The sequence below is a fragment of the Sporolactobacillus shoreae genome, assembly GCF_004684935.1.
In the GTDB taxonomy this organism is placed as follows: Bacteria; Bacillota; Bacilli; order Bacillales; family Sporolactobacillaceae; genus Sporolactobacillus; species Sporolactobacillus shoreae.
Genome location: NZ_SRJD01000016.1, coordinates 39433 through 57851, shown reverse-complemented (window position 1 = coordinate 57851; position 18419 = coordinate 39433). Strand labels below are relative to the sequence as shown.

12 protein-coding genes are annotated in these 18419 nt (G+C 48.2%); 9 read left to right on the top strand and 3 right to left on the bottom strand.

All coding sequences use genetic code 11. From position 1 onward, the window contains the following. Nucleotides 1-5 precede the first annotated feature (5 nt). On the bottom strand, nt 6-476 hold the full coding sequence (locus tag E4665_RS12985; RefSeq protein ID WP_135349229.1) for an OsmC family protein: 471 nt from the start codon (nt 474-476) through the stop codon (nt 6-8). Between the two features lie 232 nt (nt 477-708). Between E4665_RS12985 and E4665_RS12980 the strand changes: the two genes are divergently transcribed. The 3 genes from E4665_RS12980 to E4665_RS12970 are packed head-to-tail and all read left to right on the top strand — an operon-like array spanning nt 709 to nt 2142. Next, nucleotides 709-1362, top strand: coding sequence for a phosphatase PAP2 family protein (locus E4665_RS12980; RefSeq protein WP_241654857.1), 654 nt, complete (start codon nt 709-711; stop codon nt 1360-1362). Between the two features lie 25 nt (nt 1363-1387). Then, nucleotides 1388-1825: a peptidylprolyl isomerase gene (locus tag E4665_RS12975; RefSeq protein WP_135349228.1), complete on the top strand. Its 438-nt coding sequence runs from the start codon at nt 1388-1390 to the stop codon at nt 1823-1825. A gap of 23 nt (nt 1826-1848) precedes the next feature. Next, on the top strand, nt 1849-2142 hold the full coding sequence (locus E4665_RS12970) for a thiamine-binding protein (RefSeq protein ID WP_135349227.1): 294 nt from the start codon (nt 1849-1851) through the stop codon (nt 2140-2142). Between the two features lie 203 nt (nt 2143-2345). On the opposite strand, the gene E4665_RS12965 is transcribed toward E4665_RS12970, so the two are convergent. Next, the gene (locus E4665_RS12965; RefSeq protein WP_135349226.1) at nt 2346-3347 is read right to left on the bottom strand and encodes an anti-sigma factor; all 1002 of its coding nucleotides are present in this window, start codon (nt 3345-3347) and stop codon (nt 2346-2348) included. Between the two features lie 156 nt (nt 3348-3503). Here E4665_RS12965 and E4665_RS12960 point away from each other — a divergent pair, with 156 nt between their 5' ends. Then, nucleotides 3504-4661 (top strand): RNA-guided endonuclease TnpB family protein, encoded by a 1158-nt coding sequence (locus tag E4665_RS12960; protein ID WP_135349225.1) that lies wholly within the window; start codon nt 3504-3506, stop codon nt 4659-4661. On the opposite strand, the gene E4665_RS12955 is transcribed toward E4665_RS12960, so the two are convergent. Further along, nucleotides 4630-5283, bottom strand: a complete 654-nt coding sequence (locus E4665_RS12955) for an RNA polymerase sigma factor (RefSeq protein ID WP_241654856.1) — start codon at nt 5281-5283, stop codon at nt 4630-4632. The genes E4665_RS12960 and E4665_RS12955 overlap by 32 nt on opposite strands. Before the next feature lie 269 nt (nt 5284-5552). Here E4665_RS12955 and E4665_RS12950 point away from each other — a divergent pair, with 269 nt between their 5' ends. The 5 genes from E4665_RS12950 (at nt 5553) to E4665_RS12930 (ending at nt 18254) form a co-directional block, all read left to right on the top strand. Beyond that, nucleotides 5553-6332, top strand: a complete 780-nt coding sequence (locus tag E4665_RS12950; RefSeq protein ID WP_135349223.1) for a helix-turn-helix domain-containing protein — start codon at nt 5553-5555, stop codon at nt 6330-6332. An 88-nt stretch (nt 6333-6420) separates the two neighbouring features. After that, a complete protein-coding gene (gene addB, locus E4665_RS12945; protein ID WP_135349222.1) occupies nt 6421-9906 on the top strand; it encodes a helicase-exonuclease AddAB subunit AddB in 3486 nt (1161 codons plus the stop codon). Continuing rightward, nucleotides 9903-13652: a helicase-exonuclease AddAB subunit AddA gene (addA, locus tag E4665_RS12940; RefSeq protein ID WP_135349221.1), complete on the top strand. Its 3750-nt coding sequence runs from the start codon at nt 9903-9905 to the stop codon at nt 13650-13652. Before addB ends, addA begins: the two co-directional genes overlap by 4 nt. After that, nucleotides 13649-14854 (top strand): metallophosphoesterase family protein, encoded by a 1206-nt coding sequence (locus E4665_RS12935; protein WP_135349220.1) that lies wholly within the window; start codon nt 13649-13651, stop codon nt 14852-14854. Before addA ends, E4665_RS12935 begins: the two co-directional genes overlap by 4 nt. Further along, on the top strand, nt 14841-18254 hold the full coding sequence (locus E4665_RS12930) for an AAA family ATPase (protein WP_135349219.1): 3414 nt from the start codon (nt 14841-14843) through the stop codon (nt 18252-18254). The genes E4665_RS12935 and E4665_RS12930 overlap by 14 nt, the downstream gene beginning before the upstream one ends. Nucleotides 18255-18419: the final 165 nt, after the last annotated feature.

Sequence of the window (18419 nt, the reverse complement as noted above, 5' to 3'; positions counted from 1 at the left end):
TCTTCTCACGCTTTTTCGCTGATGAGGTTTGTGCCCGCAGGTTGGAATACCGGTTCAACATCAACACGGATATTACCCCGGACTGCTTTCGCTATCATGCAGTCCCGCTCAGCCATTTTTATGGCAGCGAAAAGTTTTGAGCGCAATTCATCGGAAAGTGCTCCATTAAGGTAAATCACAGGTTTATGGACAACTTTCTCAAAATGGAGGCCGCCCTGTTTGGTCACGGTACCTTCAGACCGTATGGAGATGTGGTCATAGCTGATTGATTCTTTATTCAGCCTTATACCAAGTGTGATTAGAAAACAGGACGAAAGAGCGCTGAGAAGCAATTCATCAGGATTGGTTCCGATTCCGCTTCCCTGCATTGAGGGATCAACGGAGATGCTCGAATTCAGTCCTTTGGTCTCAATCCGGCCGTTTCCGTCCCATGATCCCTTCCACATTCCCTCAAGCTGAAAAACAAATGTTTCCATTTTATCCGTCCTTTCTGTGCTGAAAACGATGATCAATGTATTATTATTTAATTATATTCGCAGGCGGCTAAGGCCGCAAAAAGGACGTTTTTCTGGCCGATGATCGGATGTATGATTTTTTTATCAGGACGCGGGTGAAGGCTTCATGGTTTCCGGACAGGCAGCATAAATAGACAGAGACGGTTGAATCATTCCCGGAAAAATGACTATGGGGGAATTGGGGGAGTGATAAATGGAAAAATTAGAAAAAGCAAAACGAATGGCCATGAACCGAGCATGGATCGTTATCCTTTGTGCTCTTGTTTTTCTTGCTTTTGCTCTGGCAATTCGTAACTCGGAAGTCGTCCGACTGGACAATCGACTGATCCAGGACCTTGATCCGTTGCGAACAAAGCCGCTGATCGCTTTTTTTTCCAAGCTGACCGATTTCGGGGATTCAAAACTGCTGATCCTCATTATTATCCTGTCATCACTTTATTTGCTGCTCAGAAGAAAAATTTTTGCTTTGATTTTATTGCCCACCGCTTTTATCGTTGAACGTTGTCTGAATGAAGCGCTCAAAAACCAGATCATGCGGCATCGTCCGAATTTTCCTCATCTGGTAGACGTGAGCGGATACAGTTTCCCAAGCGGGCACGCAATGAACGCGTCGACCGTATACGGACTCCTGATCATCCTGATCACGCCGCTGATCGGGATTAAATGGATCAAAGTCCTATGGATTGGAATCAACCTGGCAATGATCCTTCTGATCGGGTTCAGCCGGCCTTTTCTCAGAGTACATTTTTTTACGGATGTTCTTGCCGGATATTCCTTGGGCGGACTGGTTGTCGGTTTGGCGCTATTAGCAATGATCTTTATTGAACGCAGAAAGAATAGCCGTTAATATGGAAGAATAAGGAGGAGTTTATATGAAAAAAGGTTCGATTAAAATGGAAGACGGTGCGGTCATTAAAATTGATTTTTTCCCGGGCGAAGCGCCGAATACAGTAGCTAATTTTGAAAAACTTGCCAATTCAGGCTTCTATAACGGTCTGACTTTCCACCGCGTCATCCCCGGATTTGTCAGCCAGGGCGGCGATCCGACGGGCACAGGAATGGGTGACGCAGGCTATACAATAAAATGTGAAACGGATGGCAATCCGCATAAGCATGTCGCAGGAGCACTTTCGATGGCTCATGCAGGCCGCGACACTGGTTCCTGTCAGTTTTTTATAGTGCACGCACCTCAACCACATCTGGACGGCGTACACACCGTTTTTGGACAAGTCACTGAAGGTCTTGATACCGTTCTGGCGATGCACAATGGCGACATTATGACCGAAGTTAAAGTTTGGGACGAAGAGTAAAAGAGCAGGGAGGAGCATACGTCATGCCAAAAAGTAATGTCGGGCTGCAGATTCTTCCATTTTCAAAGGATAAGGATACTTATGCATTAGTGGATAAAGCGATTGAAGCTATTCAGAAGTCCGGTGTGAAGTACGAAGTCGACGCACTGGAAACCGTACTCGAGGGTGAGCTGGATGACTTGCTGGAAGTTGTGAAACAGACGATCTATGCGACGGTTGAAGCCGGCGCCGATGAAGTTGCGGCAGAAGTGAAGATCCATTTCCGTCCGCAGGGAACGTCGATTGAAGAAAAGGTCGGTAAATATCGGGAAGATTAACAAAAGACACAAATTAAAAAAGGCAGTCGGGGATTTAGACATCACCGACTATTAATGAAGCAGGATGAAAAGCAAGCTCTCATTCTGCTTTTTTTACATCAAGAACAGTCTTCGCTTAACTCCGGACAAATGTTTAAAAGTACTTTCAACCCGAGTGGTCTAATCTCTGAAAAAATCCAGTCGTAATCTTTTAACCTCACACTTCATTCGTTTTCCCAATTCCAGAACTCCAAATCGCCAAGCTTTGGATCGCGGATTTCTTTTACATTTTTTAATTTCAGCAACTCCTTAACCGGTCCCGTAACTACGGCGCCATAAGCTTGAAAACCGTTCTTTTGCAGATAACCATAGCGTTCAGGCAAATAGTACAAGCCTAAAAAAGACTCATAATAGGTCTTCGATTCATTTTTTAATAAATTTTTCATATTCTTGAGCATTGATCCTTCACTTTGTTTAAGGCTTTCTTCTCTCAAATCGGTATCTTTCCACTGTCCGCTTCCATCCTTTCCACGACCACCCGCCAGGCCAAAGTTTGGAACAGAAAGTGTGTCTGATGAACCCGCATAGCCCGGATCAAAGTTTTTCAATTCACCCGTATAAATCGGCATCCATAGAATATGAAGATCATAGGGCTTAAGCAGTTTAATCAATTCCTCAGGTGAAAGATACCGAGTTGTTGAGAAGGACATATCGGCGACGGTTCCTTGATCTACCTTATTTAGTACATCCCAGACTGATGGGTCGGTTAAGCGGACATTATATTTTTTTCCGGTTTTTGGGTTTTCAGGCAAAGAAAAAACGTATCGGTCCTCTTGATTATTTTGAGGATTAAGTTTGATTTGCATGTTTGCGAATGATGTCAGAACCGGTTTGTTAATCGAAACCTCCCCGGCGTAGTATGATTTAGTGCCAATAACCCGATACACGGAGTACGAAATTTTTTGTGTCCAGAACGGCGTGATTTCTTTATTGACGGTGCCTCCCAGATCTGCCTGAAGATTTGGCTGTGTCCAATCGAGCGCAAGTTCACTATAGAATACGTGCTTGTCAGACATGTTTGTCTGCCGAAAGATAAAATTGGTGATCAATGAATAACCAGCATATAGCAGAAAGCAGAAGAGTAGTATACGAAGGATACGGAAAGTTAACGTCAGCCGGTATTTAAGTAGTATCCTCTTTTCCTTGTCTTTGGTCCATTCAGTCATTTTTATTAAGGGTTGCCAGCAGATAAAACTCCGTCATTTTAATGACGAGTTTTATCTGCGTCTTGGGCAATCCCGTACTGACAAGAGATAACCTCTCAATCCCGTGTTGAAATGAGAACGAATGTGCTATAATCATTTCCGAAGGGAGGTGAGACCATGGTTACGAAGGGCTTGAAATTGAGAATCTATCCCAACAAACAGCAACGCCAGCAATTGGCTCAAAACTTTGGCTGTGCGCGTTTTGTTTGGAATCAGATGCTGGCGATGCTCGAGGAGCGGCATGAAAATAATCCCAAGGCTTCTTTTTTGACTGCGTATGCGCTGAACAACCTGCTTCCTTTGCTGAAAAAGGAACATCCCTTTCTTAAAGAAGCAGAGAGCACCAGCCTGCAGGTCACCAATCAGCATTTAATAGACGCCTTTCACGCGTTCTTTAAAAAAGAAAAAGGGCATCCCAAGTTCAAAGCCAAACACGCCTTCAAGCAAAGCTACACCTCGAAATTTGTGAAGGGCAACATCCAGCCCGTCGGCCATCATGGGATTCGCCTGCCGAAACTGGGGATCCTTCGCTTTAAAGCAGGACAGCGGCTCTCCGAAACGATCAGACAAGTCACCCTGAGCCGCACGCCGACAGGAAAATACTTTGCCGTCTTAACCGTGGAAGGCGAAAATCAAGCCTTCCCCAAAACCGGCCAAACCATCGGTTGTGATTTAGGCGTGAAAGACCTGCTCATTGGTTCCGTGGAGGATCTCCGATCGCCGACCACTCATTTTGATCAAGGCTTAGCCCGTAAGCTCCGGCTCTGGCAGCGAAAACTGGCTCGACGGCAGCAATTGGCGAAAAAAGCCATTGCCTGGGACCACCACCAAAAGGTGCCCGTACCCCGCATCCTGGCGGATTTTAAAAACGTAACCAAAGCCCGCCTTCAAGTCGCTCTGATTCATGAAAAAATAGCGAACCAGCGGATGGACAAGCTTCATAAATTGACGACCGAACTCGTGAAGACGTATGACCGGATCGCCCTAGAGAACTTAAGAACCAAAAATCTGCTTCGGAATCATGCACTCGCCCGGGCAATCGTCAACCAGGCATGGGGGGAGCTCCGGCGGCTGCTCATCTATAAGTGTGCGTGGTACGGCAAAGAGCTCAAGCTTGTGAATCCGTACAAAACGTCACAGATCTGTTCCACGTGCGGGCATGACGATGGGAAGAAACCCCTCAACGTGAGAGAATGGACCTGCCCACAATGTGGCACGCACCACGACCGGGATGTCAATGCGGCTAAAAATATTGAACGTCTCGCTTTTGGCTGAGCAAGACGTCTGTGGGCTCGGGATGAGCCCTGGTTAACAGCCGTGGCCTCTGCTTTGGTCTTCTCAAAGTAAGCGAACGGTGTTCCCAGAAGCTTACCATTTCAATGGTGAGTAGTTCACTCCTCCAACTTTTACTTTCCATCAGATGTGCTAATTTCTTTTTTGCTCGGTGCAAGGTGACTTTTACTTGACCTTCCGTTAAATCGAGTGCTTTTTGAATTTCCGTATAGCTCAGTCCCTCTATTTCTCGCAAATAGATAGCGGAACGATAAATTTCTGGAAGACAGCTTAACAGTCGCTCGACATCTTTTTGATTTTCCGCTTTTATCGCTTCATCTTCAGGCAAGCCATATGGGCTGAGCATTTCTCTTTGATTAAGCAGTGATTCTGCAAAGGGAATCCATTTTCGCTTTTCGCGTTTTCTCCATTCATCCAGATAAGCGTTTCTAGCCGTTTTTAAGAGCCATGCTCTGATGTTTTCGTGATGCTGAACAGACGACAAAGAGATCGTGGCTCTGACAAAAGTTTCTTGCGTTAAATCTTCAGCCAAATGTGGGGAGCCTGACAGTTTTAGCAAATAAAAGTAGAGGGGTTTTGCAAAATTGCGGTATAATTCATCCAAATTCCTCTCCACCTGTGCTCCCCCTTCGCTGCGTACACAAAAACAACGTTTGATTCACGGTAAATGTTACATGGTTTCGGTAATTTGTTCAAAATGAAAAAGGCCGAATGAATGTTTATTATATTCCGGCTCTCTTTTGGCTGCTTTTCATGTGATAATGTAAAAAAAGCCCTGAAATTGTTAACGCAACTGCCGGTTGACAGATTGTCAGCAACGGTTGGTAGTCATGTGCGATAGAAATTTATACTCTTGAATGGGAGGTGACAACCATGAACTTTCACGAAAAAATGCAGTCACTGAGAAAGAAGCAAGGCATGTCTCAAGAGAAGTTGGCCGAGATCGTTGGTGTTTCAAGACAGGCCGTTTCGAAGTGGGAATCCGGTCAATCCGATCCTGACAAGGACAAGCTGATCGTCTTCAGCGATTTATTTGGTGTATCAACTGACAAATTGATCAGAGATGAACTTTCTATTGAGGTTGAAAGGCATCAGGAAAATGATCCGGGCACTTATTACGATGCGTGGCGCTATGAATTCAAAAGCAAAAGAACGCTTTTCGGCCTTCCGCTTGTTCACATCAATCTTGGTCCGGGATTTTGTGTGGCAAAAGGAATTTTAGCCATCGGCACTGTATCTATAGGTGCTCTTTCTATCGGGGGCATTTCTTTGGGTGGATTATGTCTGGGAGGTCTGTCCGCCGGTTTTCTTGGATTCGGCGGAATCGTTTTAGGGCTAATTCTTGCTGTGGGCGGACTGTCGATCGGAGCGCTCGCAATAGGTGGTCTCGCCATCGGTGTTTTGTCCCTAGGCGGTTTATCAGTTGGTGTGTTTTCGATTGGCGGGACGGCTATTGCCTCGCATGTCGCAATCGGTGGCTACGCGGAGGGACACATCGCAATCGGGCAATCGCCGCACGGTGTCATCAGGATTGTCACCCATACGAAAGATCTGAGTGATCTGACATCTGTACAGGTCAGGAAACTGATACTGAAAGAATATCCTGGCCTGTGGAAGCCGATGATCGACTGGCTGACGTTTTTCTTCAGGTGATTTTCTATTTAGAAAACAAAAGGAACAAATGTTCTTAGTATGGTATAATTAGAGAATGAATATTGTCGTCTGATTGGGAGGATTGAAGATGTCGGTGCGTTTTATTCTTGGAAGGCCCGGAACTGGAAAAACAGCATTGTGCATGGAAGAAGTCCGGACACGCCTTCGTGAAAATCCTTCAGGGTCTCCGCTGATCTATATCGTTCCGGAGCATATGACATTCGGTATGGAATACGCATTTGCCGGCACACCCGGATTAGGCGGAATGACCCGGCTGAATGTTTACAGCATGCCACGGCTGGCGCTCCGCGTTCTCCAGCAGTCAGGCGGAATGACCCGTATTCATCTGAATTCTGTGGGACTTGCGATGCTGCTGCGGAAGGTTGTGGAAGAAAATAAAAAGGTACTGCGTTTGTTCCGGAAAGCCTCGGAGCAAACGGGTTTTTACAGCCTGCTGGGAGATACAATCGCCGAATTCAAACACTATTGCCTGACACCAGAACAAATTGCAACGCAGTCGGAATCTGCTCCGGCGGATGATTTGCTGCTGAAAGATAAACTTCACGATCTGTCTGTTGTCTATCAATCGTTCGAAGAAGCCCTTGAAGGGAAATATGTGGACAGTGACGACTATTTAAACCTGATGGCCGGGAAAATCGCCGAAACAAAGTTTTTGAGAGAGGCCGAAGTATGGATTGACGGTTTTCAGACCATGACGCCTGAAGAACAGCTCGTCGTGGCACAACTGATGGGTGCCTGCCGGCGCGTCACGGTGATTCTTGGTTCCGACAAAGCTTATGACCGGCTTCCTGATGAATTTTCCGCTTTCAGGCATCCGGCTTTGCTTTATCTCCAGTTGAAAGAAGCCGCTGAAAATCAGCACCTCACTGTTGAGCCCATTTTAACTAAGAATGAGGTCGTCCGAGCGAAAACGTCAGGGCTTAGAGCTCTAAATCTAAACTTTGGGGATCATGCTGTTAAAGAAGGTACTTCATCTGAAGGGATTGTTCTTACCGAAGCGGTTAACCGCCGTGAAGAGGTGGAACAGGCCGCAAGAAATCTGATCGGGCTTGCCCGGGACAGGAATCTCCACTTCAGGGATATAACAGTGCTGGTTCGTGATCTGGACAGTTACCGGGATTTGATTGAAACTGTCTTTACCGATTATGGGATTCCTATTTTTATTGACCGGAAAAAATCAATGAAACATCATCCGCTTATTGAATTGATCCGTTCTGTTCTGGAAACCCTCCAGCAGAACTGGCATTACGAGCCTGTTTTCCGCTGTGTGAAGACCGACCTCTTGATCCCGGCAGGCAGTGATCTCAAGGGTGCCCGCGAGGCCATGGATCAACTGGAAAATTATGTTATGGCTTACGGAATTTATGGTGAAAAGAAGTGGACAGATAAGGAGCCATGGACTTATCACGTTTATCGGGGCCTTTCAGAAAACGAGGTAGAGTCGACAGACAGAGAACAGGACGCGCAGAAGAAGATTAATTACTGGAGAAAAATAGTGGCCGAACCTCTCGCTTGGTTAGCCGGGCAATTAAAAGAAGCTCAGGATGTTCGCAGAAAATGTGAAGCGCTTTATGAGTTCCTGATCAGATTGTCAGTACCCGCAAAACTGGAACATTTAGCTCAGAAAGCGGAAAAGGATCAACGCCTGGAGGAGTCCAGGGAACACGGACAAGCCTGGAAGGCGGTTATTGATTTGTTCGACCAGTGCGTGGAAGGGGCGGGCAATGCAAAGATAAGTGGGGAGCTCTTTACCCAAATTATTGGTTCAGGCCTTGACAGTCTTGAATTTGCACTGGTTCCACCGGCATTTGATCAGGTTCTTGTCGGCAGCATGGACCGGATGAGATCTTCAAATCCAAGAGCTGTTTTCCTCCTCGGTGTTAATGAAGGTGTGATTCCTTCCAAGCCATCGGAACAGGGCCTTTTCTCAGGAGATGACAGGAAGACGCTTGAAGAAGGCGGGATGCATGTCGCCGACGATGATGACGGGCAGATGGCCTGGGAAAACGAATTGATATTCCGCGCTTTGTCTATGCCTGAAGAAAGGCTGTACCTCTCATACCCGCTTGCTTCGGAGGGCGGTGAAGCGCTTAAAGCTTCGCCGCTGGTCGGCCGACTCCGCCGGTTGTTTCCGGATCTGCCCGTCCGGCTCGCATTGTCTGAGCCGCGTTCATTGCCGGAATCCGAACAGATCGGTTTTATCAATTCACCGCGAAAAACGATCAGCTATCTTGCCACTCAGATCAGGGAGTGGCGGAGAGGCTATGGGATATCAGACATCTGGTGGGATGCCTATAACTGGTTTACGCCTCAGACAAATTGGGGACCGAAAGCAAAAAAAATACTTTCCGGGTTGTTTTCACGAAATGACGAACACCTGAGCAAGGCAATGGCACGTGATCTTTACGGCAACACGATTCAGGCCAGCGTTTCGCGAATGGAACTTTTCAGCGCCTGTCCCTTTTCACAGTTCGCTTCATATGGCCTGAGGCTCAGGGAAAGGGAAGTTTTTCAGCTTGCGGCGCCGGATATAGGCCAGCTTTTTCATCTCGCTGTCAAAAAAATGACAGAGGAGATCATGAAAAATCACGGGGACTGGGGGGAACTTTCACCGGAAGACTGCGACAGGCTTGCCGCAAGAACAGTGGACGCGATTGCCCCGAGACTTCAGCGCCAGATCCTGTCGAGTTCCGGCCGGTATCGTTATCTGCAGCGCAAGCTGGAGCAGGTAGTCGCACGTGTCGCCAGGGTCATGAGCCGTCACGCGCGCGTCAGCGGCTTTACGCCGGTAAGCCTGGAACTCCCGTTCGGACCGGGACAGCCCGTTCCCCCGCTCGCCTTCTCGTTGGATAACGGATGTAAAATGGAAATTGTCGGCCGGATTGACCGTGTGGATAAAGCGGAAGACGCGAATCATCGGCTTCTTTTGAGAATCATTGATTACAAGTCGGGCGCGAAGGATCTGAACCTGAATGATGTCTACTATGGACTCGCTCTGCAGATGCTCGCTTACCTTGATGTCGCAATCACGAATTCAAAACATTGGCTGGGGACTCAGGCAGAGCCGGCAGGTGTTTTATATTTTCATATGCATAATCCTTCACTCATCCAGGACAAAAAAATCTCATCTGAAGCGGTTGAGGACGAACTCTATAAAACATTCAAAATGAAAGGGCTGCTGCTTGAAGATGAAGAGGCTCTTAAACTGACCGATCTTTTGCCATCGGGCGGCCACTCGGAGGTCGCACCATTCGGAATAAAAAGGGATGGCAGCTATTATAAAGGATCTTCTCTTGCCACACCGGAACAATTCGGCGCCCTGCGGAACTACGCCAAAGATAGGATGACTGAGATCGGAGAAAAAATTACCGATGGCGATGTCCGCATTGCCCCTTTCAAGCTGAAAGAGCGCATCCCCTGCACCTTCTGTCCTTACAGACCGGTCTGCCAATTTGATCAGTCGCAGCCTGGCAATGCATTCAGGCAGCTGAAAAAGATTCCTGACGAGCACATTCTGAAGGAATTAACGGAGAAAGGAGGCAAGGACTCATGACACGAGCAAAGCCTGAGAAGAGCAAATGGACGGAAGAACAGTGGCAGGCGATCACAGAAAAAGGACATGACCTTCTGGTTGCTGCCGCGGCAGGTTCCGGAAAAACAGCGGTACTCGTCGAACGGATCATCAAAAAAGTTACGGATCAGGAAAATCGGATCACGATTGATGACCTCCTGGTTGTCACTTTTACAAATGCCGCAGCTGCTGAAATGCGGGAGAGGATCGGCCGCGCACTGGACAAGCAAATTGCCGAACATCCTGAAAGCCTTTATTTGCGCCGTCAGCAGGCACTGCTCAGCAAAGCTTCAATCATGACTCTTCACGCGTTCTGCATGTCGGTCATTAAAAAGTATTATTATTATCTGGATCTTGATCCTGGATTCCGTCTTCTTGATGAGACAGAAGCGGGCCTGCTCCGGGAAGAAGTTTTGGACGGGGTTCTGGAAAAAAACTATACAACAGGTGATCCCGCCTTTTTCAAACTGGTGGATCAGTATTCGGGGGACAGAAGCGACGATGCACTTCGGAGCCTGATCTTCAGAGTCTATGACTTTTCGCTCAGCAATCCCTGGCCGGATCAATGGCTGAATCATTTACCGGAAAGCTATCAGCCGTATGAAGGACAGTCGATTGATGATTTCAGCTGGACAAAAGGCCTTAAAAGGGTGTTGTTTCGCAATTTATCAGACGCCGCAAGCTCGCTGGAAGAAGCCATCCGCCTGTGCAGCGAACCTGGCGGACCTGAAGCCTATGCGGAGACACTTTCCTCGGACCTCTCTAAAGTGAATGAACTGCTTTTGCTTAAAGAATCGGGATGGGAATCCATCCGCTCACAAGTTTTATCTTTCACATTTGATAAGCTTAAATCCGTGTCTTCGAAAAATGTGGATGAAGGAATAAAAGATCAGGTCAAAAAAGCGCGTGATAAAGTCAAAAAAATAATCACAGATCTCAAGCAGCAATGGTTTGATCGCGCCCCGGAAGAACTGCTTCAGGATCTAAGGGACATGGCGCCCTCTATTTCTGTGCTGGTGGAGCTGGTCAGGGAATTTACGAGGCAATTCCGCCAGGAAAAACGGAGAAAAGCGGTGCTCGATTTTTCCGACCTGGAACATGAGTGCCTGGCGGTTCTCAGAGCGGATGGATCCGATCCAGACCATGTTGCACCTTCTGTCGTTGCGAAACAGTACCGGGCAAGGTTTGAGGAAGTTCTTGTGGACGAATATCAGGACACGAATCGGGTGCAGGAAGCGGTTATTCAGCTGATCACTAAAGAGAGTGACGGCGGAAATCTATTTATGGTCGGAGATGTAAAACAGAGCATCTATGGATTCCGTCTGGCAGAACCGAGGCTTTTCATAGAAAAGTACAAAATGTTTTCAAATCCTGAAACAAGAGCGCAGAAAATTGACCTTTCCAGTAATTTTCGCAGTCGTAAAGAAGTGATTGACGGCGCGAACTTTCTGTTTCGGCAGGTAATGGATGAAACGGCCGGCGGTGTGACTTATGACAGAGCCGCTGAACTTCGGTTTGGCGCGGACTATCAGGATGAGTGTCTGCCCATGGACGTAGAACTGATTGACCGGGCGGATCAGGGCAACGAAGATGCCGACGGAACGGATGATTATGAGTCAACAGAGCTCGAGGCTGCCGCAATCAGCGACCGTATTTCCGCGATGATCGGCAATGGGAAGAATCCGGCTTTTCAGGTGCTTGACAAAGATTCCCACCAGATGAGGTCAGTACGCTATCGTGATATTGCCGTTCTGATGCGTTCATCCAGCAACTCTGCGGCGATGATGAAAGAGGTTCTTGCACAACATGGGATTCCCGCATACGCAGAACTGACTAAGGGTTATTTTGACACAATCGAGATATCGGTCATGCTGGCTGTATTGAAGGTGATCGATAACCCGTTCCAGGATATTCCGCTTGCGTCAGTGCTTCGTTCGCCTTTTATCGGCCTTAACGGGGATTCTCTCTCACTGATTCGGATGTCGGATCGTGATGCTTCCTATTATGAAGCATTGAAAAAATATGCGGAAACCCGACATGATGAGCTTGCGGACAAGCTGTCAGATTTTCTCGGGAAACTCAGTGAATGGCGCAGTCTCTCAAAAAGCCGCCCGGTGTCGGAACTCATCTGGCAAATTTATAGGGATACCGGCTATTTTGACTACGCCGGAGGCCTGACCGGAGGTACCCAGCGTCAGGCAAACCTTAAAGCGTTTTATGACCGCGCCCGTCAATATGAAAAAACATCCTTTAGAGGACTCTTCCGTTTTTTGCGCTTTATTGAAAGGATGAGGGAAAGCGGAGGTGATCTCGGGGAAGCCCGGGCGCTGAGTGAACAGGAAGATGTCGTGCGGATCATGACGATCCATAAAAGCAAGGGGCTTGAATTTCCTGTCGTTTTTCTGTCGGGTATAGGAAGAAAGTTTAATATGAAGGATCTGGCCTCCCCGGCATTGCTGCATAAGACACTCGGTATAGGGACGCGCTGGATTGATCCGGAGAAAAGGCTCAGTGTACCGACATTGCCCTATCTCGCTATCCGAGAGCAGTTGAGGGCAGATGCGGTGGCCGAAGAGATGCGCATCCTTTATGTGGCGGTCACCCGCGCGCGAGAAAAGCTTATTTTAGTCGGAACGGTCCGCGATGCGGAAAAACAAGTCCGTCAATGGCTGCCAGCGATGAGCTGTCCGGAATGGCTACTTCCCGAATATCTCCGGACCTCGGCGACATCATTTCTGGACTGGATCGGACCGTCCGTCCTCCGTCACCGATCTTCGGAAGTACTGCACCATTTGGTTGGTGGATCGCCTGACAGGACAGCCATCTCGGAAGACCCGGCAGCGCTGAATGTGAGTATCGTCGCTGCAAGAAGTCTTCAGGTGGGGCAGCCGGAGCGGACGCCTAAAGAAAATACACGTCTTGAGCGGGTGAAACAATGGAAAGCTGTTGCATCGTATTCAGGCAATCAAGATGAGGTCAGGAGGCGGCTGGAATGGATTTACCCGTATACTCAGGCCACCCTTACTATGGCCAAACAAACGGTGACCGAGATCAAAGCGCATCAGGAATATTTCAGTCAGGGACAGGATGGTCGCCTGTTAGACCGTCAATTCTCTGCGATTGGCGGAGATAGGCCAAACTTCCTGCAAAGGGGCGAGCTTTCGCCGACGGAAAGAGGCACATCGATGCACATCCTGATGCAGCATCTGGATCTGAATCATGTTACTGATGCTGCATCCATCCGCGCGCAGGGACTAGAGCTGGTTGAAAAAGAGATTTTGACTGTTGATGAAGAAAACAGCCTGGATTATCAAGCTGTCCTCAAATTTTTATCGTCACTCGTTGGCGTAAGGATGCGTGAAGCCATCCAGGTCACTCGCGAATGCCCCTTCAGCCTTGTTCTGGATACTGCAGATGTCTACCCTGCCTGGGGTCGCGGAAATCCGGAAAATAGTGAAAAGGTACTAGTTCAGGGCGTCATTGACTGCATTATTGAGGACAGGCAGGGGCTGCTTCTGCTCGACTATAAAACAGATCGGCTTTCAGACCGTTTTCCAGAAAAGAAGGCGGCAATTGAAGAGTTAAAGCGACGCTACCGTGTACAGCTGGGTCTGTACCGACTGGCGATTGAAAGGATTTGGAAACGCAGGGTGGCACAGGTCGGACTTTATGCGTTCGACGGTGGGTATTTCGTCGATCTGACAGATCAAAAGGGGGGGTTCAATTGAGGCTGATGCATACTGCAGATTGGCATCTTGGGCGGACACTTGAGGGACGTTCGCGAGAAGATGAGCAGGAGGATGTAATGGATGAGATCTGCCGGATTGCCGATGATGAAAAAGTCGATGCGATATTGATGGCTGGAGATGTATTTGATACGGTCAATCCTCCGGCCATCTCAGAGGCGCTCTTTTATGAAACGGCAGAGCGGCTTGCCTGCGGAGGAGCGCGGCCCCTGCTTGTAATCGCCGGTAATCATGATAGCCCTGAACGTCTTGAGGCTTCGCGGCCTCTCGCCGGGCGCCGTGGAATCACCATTGTCGGGAAACCAGTCACTTCGCCGATCTCCCTTAATGTCCGCCGTACGAATGAAACACTGGTCCTCAGCTGTATTCCCTATCCCTCGGAATCAAGGCTGAACGAGTGCCTGAGCACAATGAATGAGGAAACCGCCATTCAGGAAGCCTATAATTCTCGACTGGAAAGACTGTTCCGGGAACATGCACAGCATTTTTCCAGAGAAACAGTCAATATTCTGATGACGCATATTTTCACAGCCGGTGGAAAGGAATCCGAATCGGAACGGCCGATACAGGTGGGCGGGGCATATACCGTATACCCTTCATCATTCCCGGGTGAAGCGCAGTATGTGGCGCTGGGGCATTTACATAGACCGCAGACCCTTGAGGCGGCACCGTCACCCGCGCGTTATGTGGGATCCCCATTGGCCTACAGTTTTTCCGAATCCGGACAGCAGAAATCGGTGACAATCATAGATGTTGAACCGCGGAAAGGGGCAGAGGTGAAACAAATTCCTCTGTCCTCCGGCCGTCCCCTGGTGCGTTGGCATGCAGAGAACGGGCTCGAAGAAGTTCGCCGCTGGCTCGAAGAAGGACGTGATCAGAACGCGTGGATTGATCTTGAGATCCAGTTGGACGAGGCGTTGAACATGCATGATATACAGAGTTTGCGTCAATCCAACAATCACATTGTCACCATTCGGCCAATTTATAGCAAAAATCAGGAAGAGACTAAGGTAAATTCAAGGTCCGACCTTCCCATCGACCAGCTTTTTATCCGATTCTATAAAAATCAAGTGCAAGGAGCCGAACCGGGAGAGGAACTTGTACGGCTTTTTCTTCAGCTGATTCAGGAAGATCCTTCGGTAAAGGAAGCAGCTGCAGGGAGGGACCGACATGAAACCGATTGAATTGACGATTCAGGGATTGAACAGCTTCCGTGAAGTGCAGCACATTGATTTTGAAACACTCTCAGCGGATGGCATTTTCGGAATCTTCGGACCAACAGGGAGCGGAAAATCAACAATCCTTGACGCCATCACACTGGCGCTTTATGGGACGGTCGAGCGTGCCTCAAATAATACACAGGGCATACTCAACCAGCTTGAAGATCAGCTCTCCGTCGGGTTTACGTTTGAACTGGCCGGAGCAAAGACTGACCGATACCGCGCCGAGCGCTCCTATAAGCGGACAAAAGACGGAGGACTGAGACTGGGAACCTGCCGGCTGCTGAGACTCAACGGTGAAAAAGAAGTGCTGGCCGACAAGGAAAAGGATGTCACGCGGAGAATTCAGGACATTCTTGGCCTGACGCATGATGATTTTACCCGCGCCGTCGTTCTTCCGCAGGGAAAATTTTCCGAATTTCTGACATTGAAAGGCAATGAACGCCGGAAAATGCTTCAGCGTCTGTTTCACCTCGAAAAGTATGGAGATGAACTGCTGGCTAAACTTAAAATGCATTACGAGGCGGTGACCCGCAGGCTCGAGATTATTTCGGAAAAGGAAGCCCTGCTTGGCGACGCTTCGCGCCAAGCGGTCGATAAGCTTCGCGGCGAGTATCAGCTCCTAAAAAAAGAATTCAGCGAAACACGCACTCGAATGGAGAACTACGGACAAGAACGCGATCAGATCAGGCAGGTCTGGATGCTGCAGGAAGAAAAGGACAGGAAAATTAAAGCTCAGCATGAATTGGTGGTACTTCAGCCGGATATTGAGGATAAAAAGCGCCTTCTGAAGTTGAACGACAAAGCCGATAAAATGATTCCATATCTTGAACATTTGATCACCGCTGAAAAGGAGAATCAGGAAGCGGGGACTGAATTTGCCCGGGCAGATTCACTTTTTCTAAAATCCAGGACTTCTGAAGAGGAGACGCGGGGGAAATATGCGACGGCCAAACAGCTGATCGAAGAGAAGGAACCGCTTCTCTCAGCCCGGAGGCAGGAACTTGTCCAAGGCCAGGGGATCAGGCGGCAGCTCGATACGGGGTTAAAGGAACGGTTATCGGCGTTGACAAGTTTTAACGAACTTGAGAAACAGATACAATCCGTCAACGAGAAAATCAATTTGGAAGTTAAGCGCAAATCAGAGCTTGGCCTGTCTTTGGAAAATCTGGAGAAGACGCTGTCGGACATTGAAGTACCAAACAGCCAAAGAACGATGATTTATCAGGCCCGCGACGGAAAAAAAGCAATCGATGCGATGGAGGATCGCCTGAAGGAAAAACGTGCCGATTGGAAGAAAGCCCAGAAAAATTTTCTGGATAATCAACAGGCGCTTGAAGGGGAAATAAGCCGACAAGAGGAAACCGTTATTCATGCGGAGCAGTGGTTTCAGCAGTGCCGGCGTATTTACAACCGTACAGAGAATGCCGGGAGCACGATCCGCCTGCTGCTGGAATTTGTCAGAAGGAAACAGGAAGAGGCGGCACAAGAGCGAGATTTGGCTTATAAGCAACTTTTGTCACTGAACCTCGCTTCCGGGCTGGAAGACGGGGAACCGTGTCCCGTTTGTGGTGCGGTACATCACCCAAATCCGGCCGTCAGGATCAGTCATCCAGACCAGGAAGGTCCGGACAAAAAAATCGCATATTATCGCAAGTCGGAAGACGCTCTGATCCGTTTTCAGCAGGAAAACAACACATGCGGATTCCAATTGGAAGAGCAGTCTAAAAATTTTTCTGCGATATTCCCACATCGTCCTGTGACAGGCAATCACTCTGAAGATCAGGATGAATCATCTGATCAGGTCAATTTCGCGGAATGGGAAAGTCATGGCATAAAGGAAGCTCTGGATAAGGCCGCTCTGGATATCAGGGAACAGAAACAGGATATCATCGCTTTGGGGGAGACACTCGCAAAATACATCGATCAGGCCCGCGAGCTCAATCAGAAACGTATTTCACTCGAAGCAAATCTAAAAATATACAACGAATCAAAACAGAAAATAGAAGACGAAGCGTTGAATCTGAAGCATGAACTTGAAAAATTAATCGCGGAATGGCCGGAAAATTTTCCAAAACCTGACGATGTCGCGGAAATTGATCAAAAGATTCAGAACGCGGATCAAGAAGCTGAACGAATCAGAAAACAAATCGTTGAGGCAAGGATTGCCCTGACAGAAATGGAACAAAAGTTTAAAAGTGATCAGGATGAAAACGCACGGATCGAAGCAAAAAGGAATGAAATCAGAGGCAAGTTGGAAAATATCCGCTCTTCTCTGGCCAATTGTGAGCAGGAACTTTCTTTGCTGCATTTGTCTCCGGACAGCCCCGTGAAAACGATGCTTGAGGAACTTGACTATGAATTGAGGACATTGAAAGAAAGTAAGGAACAGCACTATCAGATGTGGCAGGGGGCATTGTCTGAATTCAATGAAGCCGACAAGCTGAGAAGCGGTGCCTCAGCACGGCTCGAGAGGGCAAAAACCAATCTGGAAAGTGCGGAGCTTAAGTGGGATGAACGCATGAATCAATCAGGCTTTGCCACAAGGAATGCCGTACTCAGCGCACATATGACGGAAGAAAAACGCGGGGAAACTGAAAAACGGATCGAATCCTATGAAAAAGACACGGTTCAGCTCGCTTCAGATTTGCGAACGCTTTCTGAGAAACTTGCCGGCCAGTCGGTAACCAAAGACCAGTTGGCTGATGCAGAAGAACGATATTCGCAGTTGGAGAAATCTGTTCAGCAGCTGAGTGAACGGCTCGGAGCATCTTCAACAGCGCTTGAGGATATTACAAAGCGGAATGCGCTTTTTGAAGAACTGGAATCCGGCCGAAAGACGGCTGAGAAAGCTGAAGGCCAGTTTGAGAAAATGCAGCGGGTCTTCCGAGGGAATGCATTCGTGGAATTTGTCGCTGAGGAGCAGCTGCAGTCAGTCTGTCTGGCCGCTTCTAAACGTCTCGGAGACCTGACGAGTGGCCGCTACGCTTTGGAAACAGATGAAGGAGGGGGGTTCATCATTCGTGATAATGGGAATGGCGGTATCCTGCGTCCGGTATCTTCCCTTTCCGGCGGTGAAACTTTCCTGACGTCGCTGGCACTCGCCCTTTCGCTTTCCGAACAGATTCAGCTCCGCGGAAATGTGCCGCTGCAATTTTTCTTCCTTGACGAAGGATTCGGGACGCTTGATCCCGAACTGCTTGATACAGTGATAACCGCACTTGAAAGGCTTCATATGCGTAAGCTTTTTATCGGGGTAATCAGCCATGTGCCTGAGATGCGGGAAAGACTGCCGCGCAGGCTTGTTGTTGAGCCGGCTGAACCCTCAGGAAGGGGAAGCCAGGTAAGCATGGAATATTTGTAAAAAAATTTTCAGTGTGTTCATCTCAAGTTCATCTTTATTATTTATAATAAAGTTAATAGTTGCCTGCCAATTACGTCTTAGGTCCTATCGCAACTTAATTCCGGAGCATGTTCCTGATGATCGCGTGCCAGGATAAACTAATGAATGACAATGGAATTACATAAA